20 protein-coding genes and 1 pseudogene are annotated in these 25500 nt (G+C 62.7%); 19 read left to right on the top strand and 2 right to left on the bottom strand.

Going from position 1 to position 25500, the window contains the following annotated elements; translation table 11 throughout:
* The first annotated feature begins 82 nt into the window (after positions 1–82).
* The 19 genes and pseudogenes from ACRQ5J_RS18540 (at position 83) to ACRQ5J_RS18450 (ending at position 24515) form a co-directional block, all read left to right on the top strand.
* Positions 83–1435, top strand: coding sequence for an MFS transporter (locus tag ACRQ5J_RS18540; RefSeq protein WP_432378749.1), 1353 nt, complete (start codon positions 83–85; stop codon positions 1433–1435).
* A 15-nt stretch (positions 1436–1450) separates the two neighbouring features.
* A complete protein-coding gene (locus ACRQ5J_RS18535; RefSeq protein ID WP_432378748.1) occupies positions 1451–2398 on the top strand; it encodes a glycoside hydrolase family 43 protein in 948 nt (315 codons plus the stop codon).
* 97 nt (positions 2399–2495) lie between these two features.
* Entirely contained in the window at positions 2496–3554 is a 1059-nt protein-coding gene (locus tag ACRQ5J_RS18530; protein ID WP_432378747.1) for an aldose epimerase family protein, read from the top strand.
* A gap of 133 nt (positions 3555–3687) precedes the next feature.
* Entirely contained in the window at positions 3688–5430 is a 1743-nt protein-coding gene (locus ACRQ5J_RS18525; RefSeq protein ID WP_432378745.1) for an IlvD/Edd family dehydratase, read from the top strand.
* Between the two features lie 91 nt (positions 5431–5521).
* Positions 5522–6514 carry an AraD1 family protein gene (gene araD1 / locus ACRQ5J_RS18520; protein ID WP_432378743.1) on the top strand — a complete coding sequence of 331 codons (993 nt, stop codon included), beginning with the start codon at positions 5522–5524 and terminating at the stop codon, positions 6512–6514.
* Positions 6511–8079: an aldehyde dehydrogenase (NADP(+)) gene (locus ACRQ5J_RS18515; protein ID WP_432378741.1), complete on the top strand. Its 1569-nt coding sequence runs from the start codon at positions 6511–6513 to the stop codon at positions 8077–8079. Before araD1 ends, ACRQ5J_RS18515 begins: the two co-directional genes overlap by 4 nt.
* A gap of 95 nt (positions 8080–8174) precedes the next feature.
* Entirely contained in the window at positions 8175–8942 is a 768-nt protein-coding gene (locus tag ACRQ5J_RS18510) for an SDR family NAD(P)-dependent oxidoreductase (RefSeq protein WP_432378740.1), read from the top strand.
* An 89-nt stretch (positions 8943–9031) separates the two neighbouring features.
* The gene (locus ACRQ5J_RS18505; protein WP_432378738.1) at positions 9032–10996 is read left to right on the top strand and encodes a glycoside hydrolase family 97 catalytic domain-containing protein; all 1965 of its coding nucleotides are present in this window, start codon (positions 9032–9034) and stop codon (positions 10994–10996) included.
* A 16-nt stretch (positions 10997–11012) separates the two neighbouring features.
* A complete protein-coding gene (locus ACRQ5J_RS18500) occupies positions 11013–12554 on the top strand; it encodes an alpha-N-arabinofuranosidase (RefSeq protein ID WP_432378736.1) in 1542 nt (513 codons plus the stop codon).
* Positions 12555–12626: 72 nt separating this feature from the next.
* On the top strand, positions 12627–14129 hold the full coding sequence (locus ACRQ5J_RS18495; protein WP_432378735.1) for a glycoside hydrolase family 43 protein: 1503 nt from the start codon (positions 12627–12629) through the stop codon (positions 14127–14129).
* A 106-nt stretch (positions 14130–14235) separates the two neighbouring features.
* Positions 14236–15249, top strand: coding sequence for an arabinan endo-1,5-alpha-L-arabinosidase (locus ACRQ5J_RS18490; RefSeq protein WP_432378733.1), 1014 nt, complete (start codon positions 14236–14238; stop codon positions 15247–15249).
* Positions 15250–15283: 34 nt separating this feature from the next.
* A pseudogene (locus ACRQ5J_RS18485) lies at positions 15284–16480 on the top strand (beta-L-arabinofuranosidase domain-containing protein); the annotation flags it as partial.
* A gap of 22 nt (positions 16481–16502) precedes the next feature.
* Positions 16503–17735 carry a DUF6805 domain-containing protein gene (locus ACRQ5J_RS18480; protein ID WP_432378731.1) on the top strand — a complete coding sequence of 411 codons (1233 nt, stop codon included), beginning with the start codon at positions 16503–16505 and terminating at the stop codon, positions 17733–17735.
* A gap of 110 nt (positions 17736–17845) precedes the next feature.
* Positions 17846–18811: an ABC transporter substrate-binding protein gene (locus ACRQ5J_RS18475; protein ID WP_432378729.1), complete on the top strand. Its 966-nt coding sequence runs from the start codon at positions 17846–17848 to the stop codon at positions 18809–18811.
* 5 nt (positions 18812–18816) lie between these two features.
* Positions 18817–20415: a sugar ABC transporter ATP-binding protein gene (locus ACRQ5J_RS18470; RefSeq protein ID WP_432378727.1), complete on the top strand. Its 1599-nt coding sequence runs from the start codon at positions 18817–18819 to the stop codon at positions 20413–20415.
* A gap of 100 nt (positions 20416–20515) precedes the next feature.
* Complete coding sequence (locus ACRQ5J_RS18465; RefSeq protein ID WP_432383683.1) at positions 20516–21547, top strand: ABC transporter permease; 1032 nt, start codon at positions 20516–20518, stop codon at positions 21545–21547.
* The gene (gene yjfF / locus ACRQ5J_RS18460) at positions 21547–22533 is read left to right on the top strand and encodes a galactofuranose ABC transporter, permease protein YjfF (protein ID WP_432378725.1); all 987 of its coding nucleotides are present in this window, start codon (positions 21547–21549) and stop codon (positions 22531–22533) included. The genes ACRQ5J_RS18465 and yjfF overlap by 1 nt, the downstream gene beginning before the upstream one ends.
* 45 nt (positions 22534–22578) lie before the next feature.
* Positions 22579–23520, top strand: coding sequence for a glycoside hydrolase family 43 protein (locus ACRQ5J_RS18455; RefSeq protein WP_432378724.1), 942 nt, complete (start codon positions 22579–22581; stop codon positions 23518–23520).
* A 56-nt stretch (positions 23521–23576) separates the two neighbouring features.
* Complete coding sequence (locus tag ACRQ5J_RS18450) at positions 23577–24515, top strand: LysR family transcriptional regulator (RefSeq protein WP_432383682.1); 939 nt, start codon at positions 23577–23579, stop codon at positions 24513–24515.
* A gap of 47 nt (positions 24516–24562) precedes the next feature.
* Here ACRQ5J_RS18450 and ACRQ5J_RS18445 read toward each other — a convergent pair whose 3' ends face one another.
* Positions 24563–24982 carry a response regulator gene (locus ACRQ5J_RS18445; protein ID WP_432378722.1) on the bottom strand — a complete coding sequence of 140 codons (420 nt, stop codon included), beginning with the start codon at positions 24980–24982 and terminating at the stop codon, positions 24563–24565.
* The gene (locus ACRQ5J_RS18440) at positions 24975–25478 is read right to left on the bottom strand and encodes a GAF domain-containing protein (RefSeq protein ID WP_432378720.1); all 504 of its coding nucleotides are present in this window, start codon (positions 25476–25478) and stop codon (positions 24975–24977) included. Before ACRQ5J_RS18440 ends, ACRQ5J_RS18445 begins: the two co-directional genes overlap by 8 nt.
* Positions 25479–25500: the final 22 nt, after the last annotated feature.

Here is a 25500-nt window from a genome sequence, read left to right as displayed (position 1 = left end):
GCGGGAATCCATGCTGAGCGTGCAGTCGGGCGTTCCATGGATTCCCGCCTTCGCGGGAATGACGGCATTTAAGGGGACTAGGATGACAAATCAAAAAATGCCGGTGCTGGAAAAGATCGGATTCGGTGCGGGCGACATGGCGCTGAACGTGGTGATCTCGTCGATGATGTTGATGATCACCTTCTTCTACACCGACGTCTACGGCCTGGCCACCACCGACCTGGCGCTGCTGTTCGTGCTGGTCAAGGTGATCGGCGCCGTCAGCGACCTGGTAATGGGCCAGATCACCGACCGCGTCATGACGCGCTGGGGGCGCTACCGCCCATGGCTGCTGTTCCTCGCCGTGCCCTATGGCCTGAGCGTCTTCCTCGTCTTCTCCACGCCCGACTGGGGCTACAGCGCAAAACTGATCTGGGCCTATTCGACCTACATCATCATGACGCTGATGACTTCCGGCGTCGGCGTCTCCTATATCTCCCTGCCCAGCACCTTGTCGAACGACCCGCAGCAGGTGCTGTCGGCCAACGGCTACCGCCTCTTCCTGGCCAAGGTCGGCGCCTTCATGGTGACGGTGGTGGTGCCGCTGCTGTCCGAGCGCTGGGGCGGCGGCAATGCCGCCATCGGCTACCAGGCCGCGATGGGCGTGATGGCCGCGATGGGCGTGGTGCTGTTCCTGTTCTGCTTCTTTACCACCAGGGAGCGCGTGGTGCACAAGGTCCAGCGCCAGCCGCTGACGGAGCAGATCAAGGTGCTGATGCAGAATGACCAGTGGCTGATCCTGTGCGCGGTGTGCGTGGTCGGCACCATCGGCTACGTGATCCGCGGCTCGGTCGCCATCTACTACGCCAAGTATTATCTGGGCGCGAATACCGAAACCGTGTCCGCCTTCCTGTCGACCGGCGTGGCGGCGGCCATCCTGTCCATGGTCGCTTCGACCTGGATCACCAAGTTCTATTGCAAGGTCAAGCTGTTCCGCTGGACGCAGATCGCCGTGGGCGTAATCAGCGCGGCGATGTACTTCTTCGTCAAGCCGGGCGATACCGCAATGGCGTTCGTGCTGTACTTCCTGCTGTCCTTCGTGGTGGACCTGCATGCGCCGGTGTTCTGGTCGGCCATCGCCGAAGCCATCGACTACGGCACGCTGAAGACCGGCAAGCGGGTGTCCGGCTTCGCCTTCGGCGGCATTTCGGTGTGCCAGAAGGCCGGCATGGGCATCGCCGGGGCGCTGGTGGGCGTGCTGCTGACGTATTTCGAATACCATCCGAACCAGCAGCAGACGGCTTTCGCCATGCACGGTATTGTATTGATGCTGACACTGATACCTGGCTTCTTCCATACCGTGATGGGCCTGCTGATGTTCAAATATCGCATCAACGATGAATATTACGGCGAGGTCAAGGCACAGATGGGAGCCAAGGCTCATGTGGCAGTCTAATTTTTGGAAGATGAAATGGAAAACGTACTCACTCCGCTGATCGAGCAGCGCGCCGATCCTCATATCTATCGCCATACCGACGGCTATTACTACTTCGTCGCCTCGGTGCCGCAGTACGACCGCATCGAACTGCGCCGCGCGAAAACCATCGCCGGCCTGGTCGATGCGCAGACGGTCGATGTCTGGCACAAGCCGGACACCGGCCCATACAGCGAACTGATTTGGGCGCCGGAGTTGCACTTCAACGACGGCGCCTGGTATGTGTACTTTGCCGCCGCCCCTAGCCGCGAAATCAAGTACAAGCTGTTCCAGCACCGCATGTACGCCATCCGCAACACCAACGCCAACCCGCTGGAAGGCGAGTGGGAGTTCATGGGCCAGATCGACACCGGCATCGACACCTTCTGCCTGGACGCCACCACCTTCACCCACAAGGGGCAGCTGTACTACGTTTGGGCGCAGAAGGACGTGGCCATCGAAGGCAACTCCAACATCTACATCGCGCCGATGAAAACGCCGTGGCAGTTGGGCGGCGCGCCGGTCATGCTGACCAAGCCGGAATATGACTGGGAGATCCGCGGCTTCTGGGTCAACGAAGGCCCGTCGATCCTGAAAAAGAACGGCAAGATCTTCCTCAGCTACTCGGCCAGCGCCACCGACGAGAACTACGCCATGGGCCTGCTGTGGGCGGACGAAAACGCCGACCTGCTGGACCCGAAATCGTGGACCAAGTCGAAGGAGCCGGTGCTGCAAACCTGCTTCGAGCACAAAATCTACGGCCCTGGCCACAACAGCTTTACCGTGGCCGATGATGGCGAAACCGTGATGTTGGTTTATCATGCTCGCACCTACACCGAAATTATCGGCGACCCGCTGTGGAATCCGGACCGTCACACGTTCGTCAAGCCATTGAAGTGGGACGACCAGGGCATGCCGGTATTCGGCAAGCCATCGATCGCCTGACGTCGCTCCCGCGAAGGCGGGAGTCCAAAGAACATCGGCGCAGCGGCCGGCGTGGATCCAGTCCCCGCCGGCCGTCGTGTCATCAGAGAGCCAGAGAATGCAAGCCACCATCACCGAATCGCCATTTGGCAAGCTGCCGGACGGCCGCGAAGCCACCCTCTACACCCTGACCAACGCCAACGGCATGATCGCCAGGATCAGCAATCTCGGCGGCGTCATCACCGAACTGCACGTGCCTGACCGCGACGGCGTACTGGCCGACGTCTGCCACGGCTTCGACAACGTCACGCCCTACATGGGTGACTCGCACTATTTCGGCGCTTTGATCGGCCGTTACGGCAACCGCATCGCCAATGGCCGCTTCACGCTGGATGGCGCCGAGTATCAGCTGGACGTCAACAACGGCGTCAATCACCTGCATGGCGGCGCCGATGGCTTCCACCGCCGCCTGTGGACCGCCGAAACCTTCAACACGCCGAAATCCGCGGGCCTGATCCTGACCTATATCAGCCCGGACGGCGAGCAGGGCTACCCGGGCACGGCCGAAGTTACGGTCATCTACGAACTGCGCAACGACAATGAGCTGCGCATCGCCTTCCACGCCATCGCGGACAAGGCCACGCCGATGAACCTGACCAACCACGCCTATTTCAACCTGGCCGGCAAGGGCGATATCCTGGGCCACGAGCTGACCATCTTCGGCGACGCCTTTACGCCGGTGGACAGCGGCCTGATTCCCGCCGGCGCGCCGGCGAAAGTGGCGGGCACGCCGTTCGACTTCCGCACGCCGCACGCCATCGGCGAGCGTATCGATCAACAGGATGAGCAATTGGGCTACGGCTCGGGTTACGACCATAACTTCGTCCTCTCCAAAAAGGAAGGGGAGGGGCTGGAGTTGGCCGCGCGCGTGGCCGATCCGGCGTCCGGCAGGGTGCTGGAAGTGCTGACCCGGGAGCCGGGCATCCAGTTCTACAGCGGGAACTTCCTGCATGACGGCGTGAGTGGAAAAGGGCGCATCTACGGGTATCGCAGCGGCTTCTGCCTCGAACCGCAGCACTTCCCGGATTCGCCGAATCGTCCCGATTTCCCATCGACGATCCTGCGTCCGAACGAAGAGTATTCCACGGTCATGGCGTACCGCTTCAGCGTGGTCTGAGCTATACCGAATTCGGTATCGATATCGATAAACAATTTATTGGAAAGTTATCTCAGGACGACTTAGTATGCCTTATCGATGCGGGGGCATGACATTCAGGCCCTCGCACAAGGAAAATACTGAGGAGAATTGCATGTCTGAGAATGACAAAAAGGTGAAGCTGCGCTCCGCCGAGTGGTTTGGTACCCAAGATAAAAACGGCTTCATGTATCGCAGCTGGATGAAGAATCAGGGTATCCCTGATCACGAATTCGAAGGCAAGCCGATTATCGGCATCTGCAATACCTGGTCCGAGCTGACCCCATGTAACGCGCACTTCCGCAAACTGGCGGAACACGTCAAGCGCGGCATCTACGAAGCCGGCGGCTTCCCGGTTGAATTCCCAGTGTTCTCCAATGGCGAATCGAATCTGCGTCCGACCGCCATGCTGACCCGTAACCTGGCGTCGATGGACGTGGAAGAGTCGATCCGCGGCAATCCGATGGACGGCGTGGTGCTGCTGGTGGGCTGCGACAAGACCACGCCGGCGCTGCTAATGGGCGCGGCCTCGGTCGACATTCCGACCATCGTTGTTACCGGCGGCCCTATGCTGAACGGTAAACTGAACGGCAAGAACATCGGTTCCGGCACCGCCGTCTGGCAGCTGCACGAGCAGGTCAAGGCCGGTGAAATCTCGATGCACGAATTCATCGGCGCGGAAGCGGGCCACTCGCGCTCCGCCGGCACCTGCAATACCATGGGCACCGCATCGACCATGGCCTGCATGGCCGAATCGCTGGGCACCTCGCTGCCGCACAACGCCGCCATTCCTGCCGTCGACGCGCGCCGCTATGTGCTGGCGCACATGTCGGGCATCCGCATCGTCGAGATGGTGAAGCAGGACCTGAAGCTGTCGAAGATCCTGACCAAAGAGAATTTCGAAAACGCGATCCGCGTCAACGCCGCCATCGGCGGTTCGACCAACGCCGTGATCCACCTGAAGGCCATCGCCGGCCGTATCGGTGTCGATCTGGAGCTGGAGGACTGGACCCGCGTTGGCCGTGGCACGCCAACCATCGTCGACCTGCTGCCGTCGGGCCGCTTCCTGATGGAAGAGTTCTACTACGCCGGCGGCCTGCCGGGCGTGATCCGCCGCATGGGCGACGGTAATATCCTGCCGCACCCGAACGCGCTGACCGTCAACGGCAAGACCATCTGGGAAAACTGCCAGGACGCGCCGATCTACGACGAGGAAGTGATCCGCACGCTGGATAACCCGATCCGCAAGGATGGCGGCATCTGCATCCTGCGCGGCAACCTGGCGCCGCGCGGCGCGGTGCTGAAGCCTTCGGCGGCGACGCCGGAGCTGATGCAGCACCGCGGCCAGGCCGTGGTGTTCGAGGACTTCGAGCATTACAAGTCGCGCATCATGGACCCGGACCTGGAAGTGACCAAGGATTCCGTGCTGGTGATGAAGAACTGCGGCCCGAAAGGCTATCCGGGCATGGCGGAAGTGGGCAATATGGGCCTGCCGCCTAAATTGCTGGCCGCTGGCGTCAAGGACATGGTGCGTATCTCGGATGCGCGCATGTCGGGCACCGCTTACGGCACCGTGGTGCTGCACGTGGCTCCCGAGGCCATGGCTGGTGGCCCGCTGGGCATCGTCAAGGATGGCGACTGGATCACGCTGGACTGCGCCGGCGGCAAGCTGGATCTGGAAATCTCTGACGAGGAAATGGCTGCACGCCAGGCGGCCCGCGTGGCCGGCAGCGCGCCGGGACCGAAGACCGGTTACCAGCAGCTGTACATCGAGCACGTGCTGCAGGCTGACGAAGGTTGCGACTTCGATTTCTTGGTCGGCAATCGCGGCTCCGCAGTCCCACGCCACTCGCACTAACCGTCGTTCCCGCGCAGGCGGGAACCCATACTGAGCAAGCGTTCTATGGATTCCCGCCTTCGCGGGAATGACGGCGCTTAGGAGACTCCTGATGTTACTCGTACAATTCAAAAACGAACAAGGCGCGCGCCAGGTCGGCGTGCTGGAACAGAACACCATCCGCATCATCGACGGCTACAGCACCACCTACGCGCTGGCCCAGGATGCGATCCGCAAATCGGTCGGCCTGGCCGCACTGGTTGAAAAATCGGTAGGCGCCCAAACCGCCGCCTTCGACGCGGTAGCCGCCGCCGGCCGCCTGCTGTCCCCACTGGACCACACCGACGACGCCCACACCTACGTCACCGGCACCGGCCTGACCCACCTGGGCTCCGCCGACACCCGTGACGCCATGCACAAGAAAATCGGCGGCGACGTCGAATCGCTGAGCGACTCGATGAAGATGTTCCGCATGGGCGTGGAAGGCGGCAAGCCAGCCGCCGGCGCCGCCGGCGTGCAGCCGGAATGGTTCTACAAGGGCGACGGCTCGATCGTGGCCGCCAGCGGCCAGGACCTGGCCATGCCGGACTTCGCGCTGGACGGCGGCGAAGAGCCGGAAGTCGCCGGCCTGTACGTGATCGGCGACGACGGCCAGCCATATCGCGTCGGCTTCGCCATCGGTAACGAATTCTCGGACCACGTGACCGAACGCCAGAACTACCTGTACCTGGCCCACTCCAAGCTGCGCGTCTGCGGCCTGGGCCCGGCGCTGCTGGTCGGCGAAGCGCCAGCCAGCATCGAAGGCACCTCGCGCATCTACGACAAGGAAGGCAAGGTACGCTGGGAGAAGCCATTCTTCAGCGGCGAACAAAATATGTCGCACACCATCGCCAACCTGGAACACCACCACTTCAAGTACCCGCTGTTCAAGCGTCCGGGCGACGTGCACGTGCACTTCTTCGGCACCGCCACCCTGAGCGTGGCCGACAACATCGTGGTGCAGCCTGGCGAAACGTTTGAAATCGACGCGCCGCAATTCGGCCCGGCGCTGCGCAACAAACTGTCCGTGTTCAAAACCGAAGTCGCGAAAGTGAAAACCTTATGATGATTACCGGCGACGCACTGATCGGCGGCAAAGCCGTCAAAGGCACCGGCGCGGGTGTCCGCGCCTTCAATCCGGCGCTGGGCCAGGTCATCGAACCCGAGTTCCGCACCGTGGACACGGCGCAGATCGACCAGGCCTGCCGCCTGGCCGACGAGGCCTTCGACACTTTCCGCGCCCTCAGCGACGAGAGGCGCTCGGTCTTCCTCGAAACCATCGCCGACCAGATCATGGCGCTCGGCGATGTGCTGGTCGAACGCGTGATGGAAGAAACCAGCCTGCCGCGCGCGCGCGTGGAAGGTGAGCGTGGCCGCACCGTCGGCCAGCTGAAACTGTTTGCCAACCTGCTGCGCGAAGGCTCGTGGCACGATGTGCGCTTCGATAAAGCTCTGCCAGACCGCACGCCGCCGCGTCCGGACCTGCGCATGCGCATGATCGGCCTTGGCCCTGTGGCTGTTTTCGCGGCCAGTAACTTCCCGTTGGCTTTTTCTGTCGCTGGCGGCGACACCGCGTCGGCGCTGGCCGCCGGCTGCCCGGTGGTGCTGAAGGCGCACTTCGCGCACCCAGGCACGTCGGAGCTGGTGGGCCGCGCTGTCGTCAAAGCGGTTGAGATTTGCGGCCTGCCGGCCGGCGTGTTCTCGCTGCTGACTGGCGTTGGCAACGAGCTGGGTATTGAGCTGGTGCGTCATCCAGCCATCAAGGCGGTCGGCTTCACCGGCTCGCGTGGTGGCGGCTTGGCGCTGATGGCCGCCGCCGCCGCCCGTCCTGTGCCGATTCCGGTGTACGCCGAAATGAGTTCGATCAATCCGGTGTTCCTGCTGCCGAACGCGCTGAAGAACCGCGCCGAGGACATCGCCGCCGGTTTCGCGGCGTCGCTGACGCTGGGCGTGGGCCAGATGTGCACCAATCCGGGCCTGGTGCTGGCGATCGAGGGCCCTGACCTGGAGCGCTTCACCACCGCCGCCTCGCAGGCGCTGGTGGGCGGCGCGGCCTGCTCGATGCTGTCGCCGGGGATCGCCGGCAACTTCGCGCGCGGCGTGAGCCAGTTGGCCGAACATGCGGATGTGAAGACGCTGGCGCTGGCGCCGCAGGCGGAAGGCAAGGGCGCTCCGGCGCTGTTCGTGTCGACCGCGGCGTCCTTCCTGTCGCAGCACGCGCTGCAAGAGGAAATCTTTGGCCCTGCATCGCTGGTCATCTCGTGCAAGGACGTGGCGGAACTGCGCCAGGTCACGGAGAAGCTGGAAGGCCAGCTGACCGCCACGCTGCAAATGGATGAAGGCGATCTGGAAGCGGCGCAATCGCTGCTGCCGGTGCTGGAGCGTAAAGTGGGCCGCATCCTGGCCAACGGTTATCCGACCGGCGTGGAAGTGTGCAGCGCCATGGTGCACGGCGGCCCGTTCCCATCGACCTCGGATGGCCGTACCACCTCGGTTGGCACGGGGGCGATCACGCGCTTCCTGCGTCCGGTGTGCTATCAAAACCTGTCGCAGGCCTTGCTGCCTGAAGTCCTGCGCGATAACGGCAGCGCCACCTGGCTGCGCCGCGAAGGTGAGCTGACCCGCAACTAAACCACCGTCATTGCCGCGCAGGCGGCAATACATGCTGAGCAGACGTTCTATGGACTCCCGCCTGCGCGGGAGCGACGAAAAATAACGGAGACTGTATGACCCAACTGGCCAAGTTTGGCAGCTTGCGCGGAAAACGCGTATTCATCACCGGCGGCGGCACCGGCATCGGCGAAGCGATGGTAATCTCGTTCGCCGAGCAGGGCGCGCAAGTCGCCTTCGTCGATATCGCCCGCGACGCCAGCCTGGCGCTCGCGCGCCGCGTGAAGGAAGCCGGCTACCCCGAGCCGCTGTTCCGCCAGTGCGACATCACAGACATCCCCGCGTTGCAAGCGACCATTACCGAGCTGGCCGGCCTGGTTGGCGACTTCGACATCCTGGTCAACAACGCGGCCAACGACCAGCGCCACGACACCGCCGAAGTCACGCCCGAATTCTGGGACAAATGTATCGCCGTCAACCAGCGCCCGATGTTCTTCACCTGCCAGGCTGTCCTGGAAGGCATGAAGAAAAAGGGCGCCGGCTCCATCATCAACGTCGGCTCGATCTCCTGGCACGTCAAGAACGCCGGCTACCCGGCCTACGCCACCACCAAGGCGGCCACGCACGGCCTGACCCGCGGTCTGGCGCGCGAGTTCGGCGCCCACGGCATCCGTGTCAACACCGTCACGCCGGGCTGGGTCATGACCCAGCGCCAGATCGATCTGTGGCTGGACGACGCAGGCGAAGAAGACATCAAGCGCAATCAGTGCTTGCAGAATAAGCTGATGCCGCAGCATGTGGCGTCGATGGTGCTGTTCCTGGCCGCCGACGACGGCGCCATGTGCACCGCACAGGAATTTATCGTAGACGCAGGCTGGGTATAAGCCGCTTGCAGTAGCACTGTTCGCCCCCGGAGACAACCGCACATCGAGGCGGCGGGGTATCTCAACCATAGATAAATGGTAGGAACATGGTGAATACAACCGTAGTCACGGCGCTGTCCTGCGCCGCTGCAATCCTCGCGGCCGCGCCGGCCGCCGCACAATCAAACCCATCGCCCTCCGCCGGCGCGCCGGGCGCCGCTGGCCCGTTGCGCAGCCCTGACAACCATATCGCCGTCACCGTGCGCGCGGCCGACGGCAAGCTGACTTACACGGTCGCCCGCGACGGCAAGCCTGTGCTGCAAGCCTCCGGCCTTGGCCTGCAACTGGCCGGCGCCGACCTGGCCAGCGACCTGTCGCTGGTTTCCGCCTCCACGCCGCGCGCAATCGAAGACCATTACCAGATGGCCGTCGGCAAACGCAAGGACATCACTTACCGCGCCAACGAACAGACCTACTCGCTGCAAAACGCAAAGCAGCAGAAGATCGACATTGTGTTCCGCGTCTCGAACGACGGCGTTGCCTTCCGCTATATCGTCGCCGAGCCATCGCTGCCGCTGAAAAAACTGGTGCAGGAGCACACCACCTTCGCGCTGCCTAAAGGCGCGAAGGCGTGGCTGCAACCGATGTCGGTCGCGCAAACCGGCTGGAGCAATACCAATCCGTCTTACGAAGAACACTACCAGATGGACATCGCGGCCGGCACCAAGTCGCCAACCGAAGCCGGTTGGGTATTCCCCGCGCTGTTCCGCACCGGCTCCAACTGGGTCGCCATCTCGGAAGCCAATATGGACGGCAGCTGGCAAGCCTCGCGTCTGGCGCAAGACTCCAGCGGCGGCGAATACCGCATCGGCAACCCGATGCCGGCGGAGGTCTACACCAACGGCGGCCTGATGGCGGAAGTGGAGGGCACGCTCACGTCCCCATGGCGCATCATCGCCCTCGGCTCGCTGGCCACCGTCACCAACTCCACGCTAGGCACGGACCTCGCCGCACCGGCTGTCGCCTTCGACGCCGCGCGCGTGAAGCCGGGTCGCGCCTCGTGGAGCTGGGCGATCCTGAAAGATGACTCCATCGTCTACGACGTGCAGAAGAAATTCATCGACTACGCCGCCGACATGAAGTGGGAATACACCCTGATCGACGTCAACTGGGACCGCAACATCGGCTATGACAAGATCAAGGAACTGGCTGGCTACGCGGCGAAGAAGAACGTAGGCCTGATCCTTTGGTACAACTCGTCCGGCCCATGGAACAAGACCGAGTATTCGCCCAAGGGCCAGCTGCTCACGCATGAACAGCGCGTCAAGGAATTCAAGCGTCTCAGCGAGATTGGCGTCAAGGGCCTGAAAATCGACTTCTTTGCCGGCGACGGCCAGTCCATGATCGCCTACTACAACGACATCCTGCGTGACGCGGCGGCGGCCGGCCTGCTGGTCAACTTCCACGGCTCCACGCTGCCGCGCGGCTGGCAGCGCACCTGGCCGAACCTGATGACGATGGAAGCCATCAAGGGCTTCGAGTTCACTACCTTCGAGCAGAAGGACCAGGACGCTATGCCCGGCCACGCCGCCATGCTGCCATTCACCCGCAACCTGTTCGACCCGATGGACTTCACGCCAGTGGTCTTCGGCGACATCCCGAAAATCAGGCGCGCCAGCACAAACGGCTTTGAGCTGGCCACCTCGGTGCTGTACCTGTCCGGGATCCAGCACTTCGCCGACACGCCGGAAGGCATGGCGACCGTGCCGGACTACGTGAAGAAATTCATGCAGGACGTGCCGCGCAGCTGGGACGACAGCCGCCTGGTCGATGGCTACCCGGGCAAGTATGCCGTCGTCGCGCGGCGCGCCGGCGACACCTGGTACATCGCCGGCATCAACGGCACCGACAAAGAGAAAACGCTGACGCTGGACTTGTCCTTCGTCGGCAACAAGCAGGGCGTCGTCATCACCGATGGCAAGGAAGCCCGCAGCTTCAGCCAGCGCGGTATCGCGGCCGGTAAAAAAGTGGCAGTAACCGTCAAGCCGCATGGCGGCTTTGTCATCCAACTATAAAACAGGAGACTGAGGAATGAATCAAATCAAACGCGGCGTACTCGCCTTGTGCATGCTGGCTTCGGGCGGCGTTTTCGCCGCCGAAATCACCATCGATACCGCCAAACCTGGCGCGGTGATTAACAAGGACGTGTACGGCCAGTTCGCCGAACACCTTGGCACTGGCATCTACGAAGGTATCTGGGTCGGCCCTAAATCGAAAATCCCCAACACCAAGGGCTGGCGCAACGACGTGGTTGGCGCGCTGAAGGAGATTCAGGTGCCCCTGGTCCGCTGGCCTGGCGGCTGCTTCGCCGACGAATACCACTGGCGCGACGGTATCGGCCCGCGCGAGAAGCGTCCGGTCAAGGTCAACACCAACTGGGGCGGCGTCGATGAATCCAACGCCGTCGGCACGCATGAATTCTTCGATCTGGTCGACCTGCTGGGCGCCGACGCCTATGTCAACGGCAACCTGGGCACCGGCAGCGCGCAAGAGATGTCGGAGTGGGTCGAGTACATGACCTCCGACAGCAAATCCACGCTGGCCAACCTGCGCCGCAAGAATGGCCGCGACAAGCCGTTCAAGGTGGCTTACTTCGCCGTCGGTAACGAGGCCTGGGGCTGCGGCGGCAATATGAGCCCGCAGTACTACTCGGACCTGTACAAGCAGGTCGAAACCTTCCTGCGCGCGCCGAAGCAGTACCGTCCGAAGATCATCGCCAGCGGCGGCAATGACAATGACCTGACGTGGTCCGACGTGCTGTCCAAGGAATTGAAGAAGCAGACCGAGGGCATCAGCTTCCACTACTACACCATCCCGACCGGCAAATGGGAAGGCAAGGGCGCTTCGACCGGTTTCCAGGAAAACGAGTGGATCTCCACCGTGTCCAACACGCTGCGCATGGAAAGCCATATCCAGAAGAACAGCGCCGTGATGGACAAGCATGACCCGGAGAAGAAACTGGGCCTGTTCGTCGACGAATGGGGCACCTGGTATGACGTGGAGAAGGGCACCAATCCCGGCTTCCTGTTCCAGCAAAACACGCTGCGCGATGCGGTGGTGGCGGCGCTGAACTTCAACATCTTCCACGCTCACGCCGAACGCGTGCGCATGACGAATATCGCGCAGATGGTCAACGTGCTGCAGGCGATGATCATCACCGACAAGGACAAGATGCTGCTGACGCCAACCTATTATGCGTATCAGATGTACGTGCCGTTCCAGGGCGCGACCTCGCTGCCGATCACGCTGAAGGACAATCCCGACTATTCGGCGGCCGGCTTCAAGGTGCCTGAGATCAGCGCATCGGCGGCGCGCACCAAGGACGGCAAGGTGTATCTGGCGCTGGTCAATACCAATCCGAACAAGCCTGCGGATGTGGCGGTGAATATTCCTGGCCAGTCGGTGAAGTCGGTCAAGGGCCGCGTACTGACCGCCGCCGCGATGGATGCGCATAACACCTTCGCCGCGCCGCAGGCGATCAAGCCCGCCGCGTTCAGCGCCAACGCTGGCGCCGATGGCAAGCTGTCGATCAAGGTGCCGGCCAAGGCCGTGATCGTGGTAGCGGTGGAGTAAGACCATGGACGACATCAAGCTCACCCGCCGCAAGGTGATTACCGCCGGTGGTGTGGCCTTGGTGTTGGCCGGTTGCGGCGGCGGGGAGGCGGCAGCGCCACGCCAACCCCGACGCCAGCGCCGGCTCCAACGCCTACGCCAACACCGACGCCAACGCCAACGCCAACGCCAACGCCAACGCCAACGCCAACGCCAACCAGCATCACCTTCAGCGAAGCATCGGTCCACGATCCATCCGTCATCAAGGTGGATGGCACGTTCTATGTGTTCGGCTCACACCTGGCCGCTGCCAAATCGACGGACCTGATGAACTGGACCAAGATCGCCGATGGCGTCAACAATGCCAATCCGCTGTTCACCAACGTGGTGACGGCGCTGGCCGACACCTTCACGTGGGCACAGGTCACCGACACCTGGGCGCCAGATGTGGTGCGCCTGGCCGATGGCAAGTTTTATCACTACTACTGCGCCTGCAAAGGCGATTCCCCGCGCTCGGCGCTGGGCCTCGCCGTGGCCGACAAGGTGGAAGGGCCCTACGTCAACAAGCAAATCCTGCTGAAATCCGGCATGTGGGGCCAGACCAGCGAAGACGGCGTGAATGTGTACGACGCGCTGACCATGCCGAACGTGGTGGACCCGAACACCTTCTTCGACCAAAACGGCAAACTATGGATGATCTATGGTTCGTACTCGGGCGGTATCTTCATTCTTGAGATGGACACCACTACCGGCTTGCAGAAGCCGGGCCAGGGCTATGGCAAGCATCTGATCGGCGGCAACCACAGCCGCATCGAGGGCGCTTATGTGTTGTACAGTCCCGAATCAAAGTTCTATTACATGTTCACGTCCTTCGGCGGCCTCGATGCGAATGGCGCGTACAACATGCGCGTGGCGCGCTCGCTCAACCCGGACGGCCCGTATCTGGATGCGAAGGGCAACGACATGGCCAACGTCAAGTCGAATCCCGCGCTGCCGCTGTTCGACGATGCGACCATTGCGCCATTCGGCCAGAAGATCATGGGGAATCACCGGTTCCAGCTGGCTGCCGGCGAGAGCGGGACGCCGTTGGGCTATGTGTCGCCGGGCCATAACTCGGCGTACTATGACGCTGCGACCGGTCAGTACTTCCTGATCTTCCATACGCGCTTCCCTGGTACGGGAGAGCTGCATCAGATCCGCGTCCATGAGATGTTCATCAATACGGATGGCTGGCCGGTGGTGGCGCCGTTCCGTTACGCGCCGCTGAGCAAGAACGCGACCGCGTTGTCGGCGGTGGTGACGGCGGCCGATGCGGCGGGCACGTACAAGATGATCAACCACGGCAAGGATATTTCGACGACGATCAAGACGTCTTCGAATGTGGTGCTGGCGGCGGATGGTACGGTCAGTGGCGCGGCGACAGGCACCTGGAAGCATGATGGCGGTAACAGGATTACCTTGACGCTGGGTGCTGCGGGGACTTTCGTTGGGGTGTTGTCGCGCCAGTGGAATTCCAATGCCAACGCGTTTGTGGTGACGTGGACTGCGCAGTCGGTGGATGGCGTGTCCATCTGGGGTGCGCGGACCGGTAATTAAGAAAACCCATCATCCACGCGCAGGCGGGGATCCATAGGGGGCGTGCGGGCTGGCGCTCTATGGGTTCCCGCCTTCGCGGGAACGACGGGGTGATAGGAGTTGTTAAATGAAGTATGTTGTATTGACGGCGGCGTTTGCGCTGGCCGCGGCTGGCAGCACGGCCAAGGAAGTCAGCGTGCATGACCCTGTGATGGCGAAGGAAGGCGATACCTACTACGTGTTCAGCACCGGGCCGGGCATCACTTTCTACAGTTCGAAGGACATGAAGAACTGGACGCCCGAGGGCCGCGTTTTCAAAGGCCAGCCAGTATGGGCGAAACAAGCCGCGCCGACGTTCGACGATCATATCTGGGCGCCGGACATCCAGTTCCATGACGGGAAATACTATCTGTACTATTCCGTTTCGGGATTCGGCAAGAATACCTCCGGCATCGGCGTCACTGTCAATAAAACGCTGAACCCGCGTTCTCCGGATTACAAGTGGGAGGATCAGGGCATGGTGCTGCAGTCGGTGCCCAACCGCGACGACTGGAACGCCATCGATCCGAATGTGATCCAGGACGAGAGGGGCGAGGCCTGGATGTCCTTCGGTTCATTCTGGAGCGGCCTGAAAATCGTCAAGCTGAATAAGGCGTGGACCGGATTGGCCGAGCCGCAGGAGTGGCACTCCATCGCCAGCCGCACCAATGGCGCATCCGGCTCCGGTGACAAGGCCGGCGCTGGCGAGATCGAAGCGCCGTATATCTTCAAGAAGGGCGATTACTACTACCAGTTCGTGTCGTTCGGCTTGTGCTGCAAGAAGGCCGACAGTACCTATCACGTGATGGTTGGCCGCTCGAAATCCGTCACCGGGCCATACGTGGACAAGAACGGCGTCGACATGATGAAAGGCGGCGGCTCGCTGGTGATCGCTGGCGACAAGGACTGGAAGGGCCTGGGCCACAACAGCGCCTACACCTTCGACGGCAAGGACTATCTGGTGCTGCATGCCTACGAGACGGCGGACAACTACCTGCAAAAGCTGAAGATCATGCCGATGCGATTCGACGCCGCCGGCCGGCCGACCGTCGATCAGGCGGACCTCAACAAATACCGCAGCAACCAGCTGCCAGCGAAATAATGAGCGCCCCGCGCCCGGACGCCGCATTGCCCCGATGCCCCCGCGCCGCAAGGCCTTCAAGCTGGCCGCCGGCGCGGCCGCTGCGGTCGCGTCGCACGGTTCGCTCGCCGCCACGCTCGGATCGCAGGGTACTAGCGCGGCTGCCGACGCGCCAGCTGCCTCGGCGCCTGGCGCAGAAGTCGCGCGCGCGGAAGGCGCGGTGGCGCTGTTTTCGTTAAACGCCGTGCGTCTCGGGCCGAGTCCTTTTCTGGCAGCCCAACAGACGGACTTGCGCTACATCCTGTCGCTGGATGCCGACCGCCTGCTGGCGCCATTCCTGCGGGAAGCCGGCCTGCCGCTGAAGCAGCCGACCTACGGCAACTGGGAGTCCACCGGGCTGGATGGTCACATGGGTGGTCACTATCTGTCCGCGCTGGCACTGATGTACGCCTCCACCGGCGATCAGGAAGTTCATAAGCGCCTGAACTACGCCGTCGCGGAACTGAAACGCTGCCAGCAGGCGAACGGCAACGGCTATATCGGCGGCATTCCGGGCGGCGCGGCCGCCTGGCAGGACATCGCCAACGGCAAGCTCCAGGCAGACAACTTTTCCGTCAACGGCAAATGGGTCCCGTGGTACAACCTCCACAAAACCTACGCCGGCCTGCGCGACGCTTACGCCTACGCCGGCAACGAAGATGCCCGCGCCATGCTGATCGCCCTGTGCGACTGGACCATCAGTCTGGCGGCGGGCCTGAGCGAAGAACAAATGCAATCGATGCTGCGCGCGGAACACGGCGGCATGAACGAAGTGCTGGCGGACGTGGCGCAGATGACCGGCCAGCAAAAATACATGGACCTGGCCATACGCTTCTCACACCAGGCCATCCTGCAGCCGCTGGAACAAGGAAAGGACCAGCTTACCGGCCTGCACGCCAATACGCAGATCCCGAAAGTGATCGGCTTCAAGCGCATTGGCGACATCACCGGCCGCAAGAACTGGCAAAAAGCCGCCGCCTTCTTCTGGCAGACCGTCCACGATCACCGCACAGTCGCCATCGGCGGCAACAGCGTCAAGGAACACTTCCACGACGCGCAGGACTTCTCGTCCATGATCGACGAAGTGGAGGGGCCTGAAACCTGCAACACCTACAATATGCTCAAGTTGACCGAGCTGCTGTTCCAGGGCGACGCCAGGGCCAGCTACGCCGACTACTACGAGCGCGCGCTGTACAACCATATCCTGTCGTCGCAGCATCCGGACAGCGGCGGCTTTGTCTACTTTACGCCGATGCGGCCCAACCACTACCGCGTTTTACTCGCAGCCGCAAAAGGCGATGTGGTGCTGCGTCGGCTCCGGTATCGAGAGCCATGCCAAGTACGGGGAATTCATCTACGCGCACAAGGGCGACAACCTGTACGTCAACCTGTTCATCCCTTCGTCGCTGGACTGGCGCGAGCAGGGGGTGCAGATCCGCCAGTCCAACCGCTTTCCGGACGAGGCGCGCAGCACTATCACGGTGAAGGGCAGCAAGACCTTCACGCTGAAGATCCGCTATCCGGAATGGGTGGAGCGTGGCGCCTTGCGCATCCACGTCAACGGCAAGCAGGCCGCCGCAGCGATAGGCGCCGACCGTTACGTGAACCTGCGCCGCGCCTGGCGCGACGGCGACAAGGTAGAGATCCAGCTGCCGATGAAAACACGGCTGGAGCAGATGCCCGACAAATCCGCCTACTACGCCGTGCTGCACGGCCCAGTGGTGCTGGCCGCGAAAACCAACCCTTTACCCGGCGAGCAGCTCAACTACCTCGCCGACGACAGCCGCATGGGCCATATCGCCAGCGGTCCCGTGGTGCCGCTGGAGCAGGCGCCGGTGCTGGTCAGCGACAGCACGGCTTTCACCGGCCGCTTTCGTCCAGTGCCAGGCCGCCCGCTGACATTCACCGCGCCCGGCCTGGTGCAGGCCACGAGCGCCGGCCCGACCACCTTCGTGCCGTTCTTCCGCGTGCACGACGCCCGCTATGTCGTCTACTGGCCGTATTCCACGCCGGCGGACCTTGCCAGGCGCCGCGCGCAGGCCGCGGCGGACGAGAAGGAGCGCCTGGCGCTGGACGCGCGGACCATCGACCAGGTGGCGCCGGGCGAACAGCAGCCCGAGTCGGACCACTTCTTCAAGGGCGAAGGTGCGGATGCCGGCATCAATAAAGGCAAGCATTGGCGCCACGCGACCGGCTGGTTCAGCTACGACTTGAACGACAGGAAAGGCGAAGCCCGCGTGCTGCGGCTGACATATTCAAAACTCGACGCCGGCCGCCGCTTCGATATCCTAATCAACGGCAAGCTGCTGGCGGAAGTACGCCTGGACGCCGGCGCGCCGCAGGAACTCTACACCCGCGATTACCCGATTCCGGCTGGCGCTGCGGTAGCTGGCAAACTGGTAGTCAAGTTCGTGGCCCGGGAAGGCTCGGTGGCCGGCGGCCTGTATGGGGTGCGCCTGCTGCGCTGACATATCGAAAAAGATATTGCAGAGTGTGAAAATATCATTGGATAGATATTTATGTTTCTCATAGTATTGATCCGAATAACACTATAAAAAAACTTATCAGGAGACTTGCCATGACATGCAATCGCAGAACCGTATTGGCCACCGCACTGGCCGCCGCCGTCACCCTGAGCGTGCCGAGCGCCTTCGCCGCCAAACCGCTGGTGATTGGCTTCTCCCAGGTGGGCGCCGAAAGCGAATGGCGTACCGCGAACACCGTATCGATCAAGGAAGCGGCCAAGAAAGAGGGCATCACGCTGAAATTCGCGGACGCCCAGCAGAAGCAGGAAAACCAAGTCAAGGCCATCCGCTCCTTCATCGCCCAGCGTGTCGACGTGATCGCGTTTTCGCCGGTGGTGGAGTCGGGCTGGGATACCGTGCTGCGCGAAGCCAAGCGCGCCAACATTCCGGTGATACTGACCGACCGCGCGGTCAATGTCAGCGATCCTTCGCTGTACGTCAGCTTCCTCGGTTCGGACTTTGTGGAGGAAGGCCGCCGCGCCGGCCGCTGGCTGGTGGAGCGTCAAAAGAAGGCGCCTGATGCCGTTTTGAATATCGTTGAGCTGCAAGGCACCGTCGGCTCCGCGCCTGCGCTGGACCGCAAGAAAGGCTTCGAGGAAGTCATCGCCGGCAATCCGAAGCTGAAGGTGATCCGCTCGCAGACCGGTGATTTCACCCGCGCCAAGGGCAAGGAGGTGATGGAAGCCTTCCTGAAGGCCGAGGGCAAGAAGATCAATGTGCTGTACGCGCACAACGACGACATGGCCATCGGCGCGATCCAGGCAATCGAGGAAGCCGGCCTGAAACCGGGCAAGGATATTCTGGTGATCTCGATCGACGGCGTGAAGGGCGCCTTCGAGGCGATGATCTCCGGTAAGCTGAACGTGACCGTCGAGTGCAATCCGCTGCTGGGCCCCCAGCTGATGCAGATCGCCAAAGACGTGGTGGCCAAGAAGCCCGTACCTAAGCGCGTTGTGACGCAGGAAGGCGTGTTCCCGGCCGAAGTCGCGGCCAAGGAATTCCCGAACCGTAAATACTGATACCGATGACGACGAATTCTTCCGCACCCGCGACCCCGGTGCTGGAGCTGCGCGGCATCAGCAAAGCCTTCACCGGGGTGCAGGCTTTGAATGGCGTGTCGCTCAACCTCTATCCGGGTGAAGTTCATACGCTGATGGGCCAGAACGGCGCCGGCAAATCGACGCTGATCAAGGTGCTGACCGGCGTTTATACGCCGGACCATGGCGAGATTGTGCTGGCTGGCCGTTCGATTCAGCCGCAGTCCACGCTGGACGCGCAGAACCATGGCATCAGCACTGTTTACCAGGAAGTGAATCTTTGCCCGAATTTGTCTGTGGCGGAGAATATCTTCATTGGCCGTTATCCGCGCAAGTTCGGGCGTATCGACTGGGCCGGGATGGCGAAGCAGGCGGCCGAGCTGCTGGAGCGGATGCAGATTCGTATCGACGTGACGCTGCCGCTGGCGCATTATCCGCTGGCGATTCAGCAGATGGTGGCGATTTCGCGGTCCTTGCTGGTGTCGGCCAAGGTGCTGATCCTCGATGAGCCGACTTCCTCGCTGGATGAGAAGGAAGTCGACCTGCTGTTCAGCGTTTTGCGCGGCCTGCGCGAGCAGGGCATGGCGATTCTGTTTGTGACGCACTTCCTCGACCAGACATACGCGATTTCAGACCGCATTACCGTGATGCGCAACGGCGAGCGTGAGGGCGAGTACCTTGCCGCCGACCTGTCGCGCGTGGAGCTGGTCAACAAGATGATCGGTGCGACCGCCGCCACTGACAGCGCCGCCGCCGGCGCGCAAGGCGTGCGAGCGCCGGACCGCGTGGCGCCGGATGGGCAGGCCAGCGGTGGGGCGACTGGCGGCGGGGACGCTGGACAATCGCGCTTCAAGTCGTTCCTGCGCGCTGTGGGGCTAAGCCGCAAGGGCGCGCTACTGCCGATGGATCTGGAAATTCGTCAGGGTGAACTGCTGGGTCTTGCCGGCCTGCTGGGTTCCGGCCGCACCGAGGCTGCGCGCCTGTTGTTTGGCGCCGATAAGGCGGACAGCGGCGCCATCACCATCGACGGCAAGGAACACAACTTCACTTCGCCGCGCGACGCCATCGCCGCCGGCATCGGCTTCTGCTCGGAGGACCGCAAGCACGAGGGCGCGGTTCTCGACCTGTCCGTGCGCGAGAACCTGATCCTGGCGCTGCAGGCCCGCATGGGCATCATGCGCGCCATTCCGCTGAAACGCCAGCAGCAACTGGCGGAAGAATACGTCAAGGCGCTCGGCATCAAGACCGCCAGCATCGAAACGCCTATCGGCTCGCTCTCCGGCGGCAATCAGCAAAAAGTGCTGCTGGCCCGCTGGCTGGTGACCGATCCCAAGCTGCTGATCCTCGACGAGCCGACCCGCGGCATCGACGTGCGGGCCAAGCAGGAAATCATGGACTACGTCTCGGCGCTGTGCAAGAAAGGCATGTCCATCCTGTTCATTTCGTCCGAACTGCCCGAAGTGCTGCGCGTCAGCGACCGCATCGTCGTCATGCGCGACCGCAAGCAGGGCGGCGAATACCCGCGCGGCGCGCTGGACGAAACCTCCGTGCTGCATGTGATCGCGGCGGGAGACCAGCATGCATAAGTCCCCGACGGAGGCGCGCCCGGCGCCCGCCGCCCTGGCATCGGCCGTTGCCGGCGGCGCACGCACGCCGGCGGCGGCATCCACCAAATCGAGTCTGCCCATGTTTGTGCAACACCCGTTATTCCGGCCGCTGGCCGCGCTGGCGATCCTGCTGCTGATTGACTTCATCATGATCCCCGGCTTCTTCCACCTGGAGATCAAGGACGGCCACCTGTACGGCAGCCTGATTGACATCGCCAACCGCGCCGCGCCGCTGATCCTCGCGGCGATCGGCATGACGCTGGTGATCGCCACGCGCGGCATCGACATATCGGTCGGCGCCACCGTCGCTATCAGCGGCACAGTCGCCGCGATGCTGGTCGGCGGCACCATGGTCATGAACAACGGCACGCCCGAATACGTCGCCAACACGCCGATGTGGATCGCGCTGGCGGTCGCCATGGGCGCGGCGCTGCTGTGCGGCGCCTGGAACGGTGCGCTGGTGGCCGGCCTTGGCCTGCAACCGATCGTTGCCACGCTGATCCTGATGGTGGCGGGCCGCGGCCTGGCGCAGCTGTTCACCGATGGCCAGATCGTCACCGTCTACTACCAGCCGTTCTTCTTCCTCGGCAGCGGCTACCTGCTTGGCCTGCCGTTTTCGCTGTACATCGTCGCGGCGGTCTTCATCGTCACCGCGCTGCTGCTGCGGAAGACGGCGCTGGGCCTGTTCATCCAGTCGGTCGGCATCAACCCGGTGGCCGCGCGCCTGGCCGGCCTGAAGACCGCGTCGCTGATTTTCTTCGTCTACGTTTTCTGCGCCGCCTGCGCCGGCGTGGCGGGGCTGATGATTACCTCCAACATCAAGAGCGCGGACGCCAACAACGCCGGCCTGCTGCTGGAGCTGGATGCCATCCTCGCTGTCACGCTGGGGGGCACCTCGCTGGCCGGCGGAAAATTCAGCCTGGCCGGCAGCGTGATCGGCGCGTTGATCATCCAGACGCTGACCTACACCATCTACTCCCTCGGCTTGCCGCCGGAAGTCAACATGGTCGTCAAATCGATCGTGGTCTTCATCATCTGCGTTTCGCAGTCGGCAGAATTCAAGAACATGTGGCGCCGGGCCTTCCCGGCGGCGCGCGGAGGTAAAGCATAATGAGCAGCATGAGCATTCCGGCGCCGTCGATCACCTCGTCGCCGTACTTCACATCCCTGATCACCTTATTCCTGCTGGTGGTCCTGCTGGGCGCGGGCGGCGCCGCCTATCCCGGCTTCCTGTCGCTGCAGGTGATGTTCAACCTGTTGATCGACAACGCCTTCCTGCTGGTGATCGCGGTCGGCATGAGCTTTGTGATTCTGTCGGGCGGCATCGACCTGTCGGTCGGCTCGGTGCTGGCGCTGACCACCATGGTGTGCGCTTACATGCTGCAAGCCTGGCACTGGAATCCGCTGCTGGTCATCGCCATCGCGCTCGCCATCGGCACCGTGTTCGGCGCCGCGCAGGGCGCGTTGATCCACTACTTCAAGCTGCAACCGTTCATCGTTACGCTGGCAGGCATGTTCCTGGCGCGCGGCCTGTGCTACCTGATCAGCATTAACTCGATCACCATCGAAGATCCGTTCTTCGTCGCCATGTCGCAAACGCAGCTGCCGGTGGGCGACTGCTTCATCTCGCCGGGCGCGCTGATCGCGGTTGCCTTGCTGGCGGCGGCGGTGTACGTTGCGCACTGCACGCCGTTCGGCCGCGCCATCTACGCCGTGGGCGGCAACGAGCAATCGGCCTTGATGATGGGGCTGCGCGTGGCGCGCACCAAGGTGCTGATCTATGCCTTCTCCGGCTTCTGCGCCGCGCTGGCCGGCGTACTGTTCTCGTTCTACATGTTGTCCGGCTACGGCCTGCATGCGCAGGGCACGGAGCTGGACGCGATTGCCGCCGTGGTCATCGGCGGCACGCTGCTCAGCGGCGGCTACGGTTACGTGGCCGGCGCGCTGACCGGCGTACTGGTACTGGGATCGATTCAGACGCTGATCGCGTTTGACGGCACGCTCAGTTCCTGGTGGACCAAGATCGTCATCGGCGGTCTGCTGTTCATCTTCTGCGTAGTACAACGCGTGATGACCATGCGCGGAAATAAAAAATAACTAAGACGATATTTACACACTGGAGAGCACCTTGAAAAAAGTCTGATGTTCGCCGCGGCGAGCCTGCTGGCCTGCGCCGCCCACGCGGCCAACCCGCTGTTCCCGAATCTGTTCACCGCCGACCCGGCGGCGTTTGTTGAAAACGGCACCGTCTACCTGTACGTCGGCCACGACCAGGCATCGCCAACCGACAAGGACTACGTGATGAAGGAATGGCGCATGTACTCCAGCTGCGACATGAAGAACTGGACCGACCGTGGTTCGCCGATCCAGCCGTCGGCGTTCAAATGGGCGATCGGCAAGGTGGACGCCTGGGCGGCCGACATCACCAAGCGTGACGGCAAATACTATTTCTACGCCACCGTCGATCACGCCAAGATCCCAGGCCGCGCCATCGGCGTTGCCGTCTCCGATAAGCCGGAAGGCCCGTTCGTCGACGCGCGCGGCTCGGCGCTGGTCACCAACGACATGACGCTGGAAGCGCCGATCGCCTGGGACGATATCGATCCGGGCGTGTTCATCGACGACGACGGCCAGGCCTACCTCTACTGGGGCAACACGGTGATGAAGTACGCCAAGCTGAAACCGAACATGATCGAATTCGATGGCCCGATCCACACCGTGGGCATGGACCGCTTCACCGAGGCGCCGTACCTGCACAAGCACAAGGGCACCTACTACCTGTCGTACTCGCGCGACTTCCCGGAGGAGACCGCGTACTACACCGGCCCAAGCGCCATCGGCCCATGGAAGTACCAGGGCGTGATCATGTCGAAGAACGACAAGGTAAAGACCATCCACCAGGCCATCGTGGAATTCAACGGCAAGAACTACATCTTCTACCACAACGCCAAACTGCCGGGCGGCGGCGAGTATCGCCGTTCGGTAGCGGTGGAGGAGTTCCAGTACAACGCCGACGGCACCATTCCGTTCATCAAGCAGACCAAGGAAGGCCCTGCGGCCAACCCTAGCGCTGCGTGCAAGTGATATTGAAAACTGCGATATTGAGTAAAAATCAATATCTAACATGATATCATTTGAGTATGGATACAAACCCGAACTGGTTCCTGCGCGCGCGCCTGAAAACGCGCCAGCTGCTGCTGCTGATCGCGCTGGACGAACAACGCAACATTCACCGCGCCTCCGAGGAGCTGCACATGACGCAGCCCGCCGCGTCCAAGCAGCTCAAGGACCTGGAGGAGATGCTGGGCGTGCAGCTGTTCGACCGCCTGCCGCGCGGCATGGAGCCGACCATTTACGGCGAGACGATGATACGCCACGCCCGCATGGCGCTGACCAGCCTCTCGCTGGCGCACGAGGACATCGTCGCCATCAAGGCCGGGCTGACCGGGCAGGTGGACATCGGCACCATCATGACGCCAGGGATCGCGCTGCTGCCTAACGCCATTACCCGCACCAAGCAGCAGGCGCCGAAGCTGCGCATCGGCGTCGAGATGGAGCTGTCCAACGTGCTGCTGGAGCAGTTGCAGCGCGGCCGCCTGGATTTCATGATCGGCCGCATTCCGGAACGCGAAAGCGCGCAGGGGCTGAGCTACGAAGAACTGGGCGACGAGCCGGCGTGCGCCGTGGTGCGCGTCGGCCATCCGTTGATGAAGTCCAGGAACCTTCAACTGCGCGACATCGCCAACCAGCCGTGGATACTGCCGCCGCAAGGCTCGATCCTGCGCGCGCGCTGCGAACTGATGTTCCGCCGCGCGGGGCTGGAAGTGCCTGTCAACGTGGTCGACACCACGGCGGTGCTGCTGATTAAACCGCTGTTGCAGCAAACCGACGCGCTCAACGTCATGCCGATCGCCGTGGCCAAATACTACGAATCGCAGGGTGTGCTCAACATCCTGCCGATCGAGCTGCCGTGCCGCATGGACGCTTTCGGCATCATCACCGTCGACGGCCACATTCTTTCGCCGGGCGCGGAGCTGCTGCTCAAGTCTGTGCGCGAGGTCGCGCGCGAAATTTACTGAGCGTGCCGCGCCATGGCGCGCGCCGGTGCCGCAGCCCCGTGTCTTGCCTATCCTTGCGCGGGCGCCGCGCCAAAGGATTCAAACGCTTCCAGCAGGATTTTGGCGCGGAAGGGTTTGAGGATGACGCGGTTGATGTGGCGGTCGCGCAGCTCGCGCATCAGGTCCGCCGTGGCCTGGTCCACCATCACCGCAATGGGAATGCTCGCCGCGCTGGCCGACATGCCGTTGCGGACCTTGTCCAGCAAGGCCAGGTTGTAAAAACAGCCGGGATTGGCGCCGCAATCGATCGAGATCACTGCGCCATGGAATGGGCGCTCGCGCAGCAGGCGCTCCGCCGCCTCCACGCTGGCCGCCTCGTGCACGGTGCCGATGCCCAGCGAACGCGCCGTCATTGAGACGGTCTTGCGCAGCAGCGGCTGTTCTTCCACCAGCAGCATGTTGACATTGCCGGATGGTGCGTCAGGCATGGAGTGCCTCCGGACGATTGGATAATTCTTCCAGTAGCAGGTCGCGCAAAGATGTGAAGATCGCCATTTCAGTGGCGTCCAGCGTGCGCGGCTCGTGGTCGATAATGCATAGCGTACCGATGACGAAACCGGACGGTATGCGCAGCGGCGCGCCGGCATAGAAGATCACATGCGGCGGCGTGGTGACCAGCGGATTGTCGGCAAAGCGCTCGTCGCTGCGCGCGTCATTGATGACGAAGAGGTCCGGCTGCAGGATCACATGCCCGCAAAAAGAGATATCGCGGCCGGTCTCGCAGATATCCACGCCGACGCTGGCTTTGAACCATTGCCGGTTCTCGTCGAGCAGCGAAATCAGCGCGATGGGCACATCGAACTCCTGCGCCGCGAATTGCACCACCTTGTCGAAGCGTTCTTCGGGCGGCGTATCCAGGATCAGCATCTGGCGCAGGGCGGCGACGCGCTCTTTGTCATACGGAGGGATCGGCGCAGCTAACATGGCGTGGGACGGCGCGGCGGCC

The sequence above is a fragment of the Duganella sp. P38 genome, from assembly GCF_050859475.1.
Classification (GTDB): Bacteria; Pseudomonadota; Gammaproteobacteria; order Burkholderiales; family Burkholderiaceae_D; genus Rugamonas.
Note: the sequence above shows the minus strand (reverse complement) of the source record. Positions and strands in the feature narration are given on the sequence as shown.

What these genes read in the sequence shown, in the direction of transcription:
- ACRQ5J_RS18540 (WP_432378749.1), top strand. Translation starts at nt 83, where the DNA reads ATGACAAATCAAAAAATGCCGGTGCTGGAAAAGATCGGATTCGGTGCG.
- ACRQ5J_RS18535 (WP_432378748.1), top strand. Translation starts at nt 1,451, where the DNA reads ATGGAAAACGTACTCACTCCGCTGATCGAGCAGCGCGCCGATCCTCAT.
- ACRQ5J_RS18530 (WP_432378747.1), top strand. Translation starts at nt 2,496, where the DNA reads ATGCAAGCCACCATCACCGAATCGCCATTTGGCAAGCTGCCGGACGGC.
- ACRQ5J_RS18525 (WP_432378745.1), top strand. Translation starts at nt 3,688, where the DNA reads ATGTCTGAGAATGACAAAAAGGTGAAGCTGCGCTCCGCCGAGTGGTTT.
- araD1 (WP_432378743.1), top strand. Translation starts at nt 5,522, where the DNA reads ATGTTACTCGTACAATTCAAAAACGAACAAGGCGCGCGCCAGGTCGGC.
- ACRQ5J_RS18515 (WP_432378741.1), top strand. Translation starts at nt 6,511, where the DNA reads ATGATGATTACCGGCGACGCACTGATCGGCGGCAAAGCCGTCAAAGGC.
- ACRQ5J_RS18510 (WP_432378740.1), top strand. Translation starts at nt 8,175, where the DNA reads ATGACCCAACTGGCCAAGTTTGGCAGCTTGCGCGGAAAACGCGTATTC.
- ACRQ5J_RS18500 (WP_432378736.1), top strand. Translation starts at nt 11,013, where the DNA reads ATGAATCAAATCAAACGCGGCGTACTCGCCTTGTGCATGCTGGCTTCG.
- ACRQ5J_RS18490 (WP_432378733.1), top strand. Translation starts at nt 14,236, where the DNA reads ATGAAGTATGTTGTATTGACGGCGGCGTTTGCGCTGGCCGCGGCTGGC.
- ACRQ5J_RS18475 (WP_432378729.1), top strand. Translation starts at nt 17,846, where the DNA reads ATGACATGCAATCGCAGAACCGTATTGGCCACCGCACTGGCCGCCGCC.
- ACRQ5J_RS18470 (WP_432378727.1), top strand. Translation starts at nt 18,817, where the DNA reads ATGACGACGAATTCTTCCGCACCCGCGACCCCGGTGCTGGAGCTGCGC.
- ACRQ5J_RS18465 (WP_432383683.1), top strand. Translation starts at nt 20,516, where the DNA reads ATGTTTGTGCAACACCCGTTATTCCGGCCGCTGGCCGCGCTGGCGATC.
- yjfF (WP_432378725.1), top strand. Translation starts at nt 21,547, where the DNA reads ATGAGCAGCATGAGCATTCCGGCGCCGTCGATCACCTCGTCGCCGTAC.
- ACRQ5J_RS18455 (WP_432378724.1), top strand. Translation starts at nt 22,579, where the DNA reads ATGTTCGCCGCGGCGAGCCTGCTGGCCTGCGCCGCCCACGCGGCCAAC.
- ACRQ5J_RS18450 (WP_432383682.1), top strand. Translation starts at nt 23,577, where the DNA reads ATGGATACAAACCCGAACTGGTTCCTGCGCGCGCGCCTGAAAACGCGC.
- ACRQ5J_RS18445 (WP_432378722.1), bottom strand. Translation starts at nt 24,982, where the DNA reads ATGCCTGACGCACCATCCGGCAATGTCAACATGCTGCTGGTGGAAGAA.
- ACRQ5J_RS18440 (WP_432378720.1), bottom strand. Translation starts at nt 25,478, where the DNA reads ATGTTAGCTGCGCCGATCCCTCCGTATGACAAAGAGCGCGTCGCCGCC.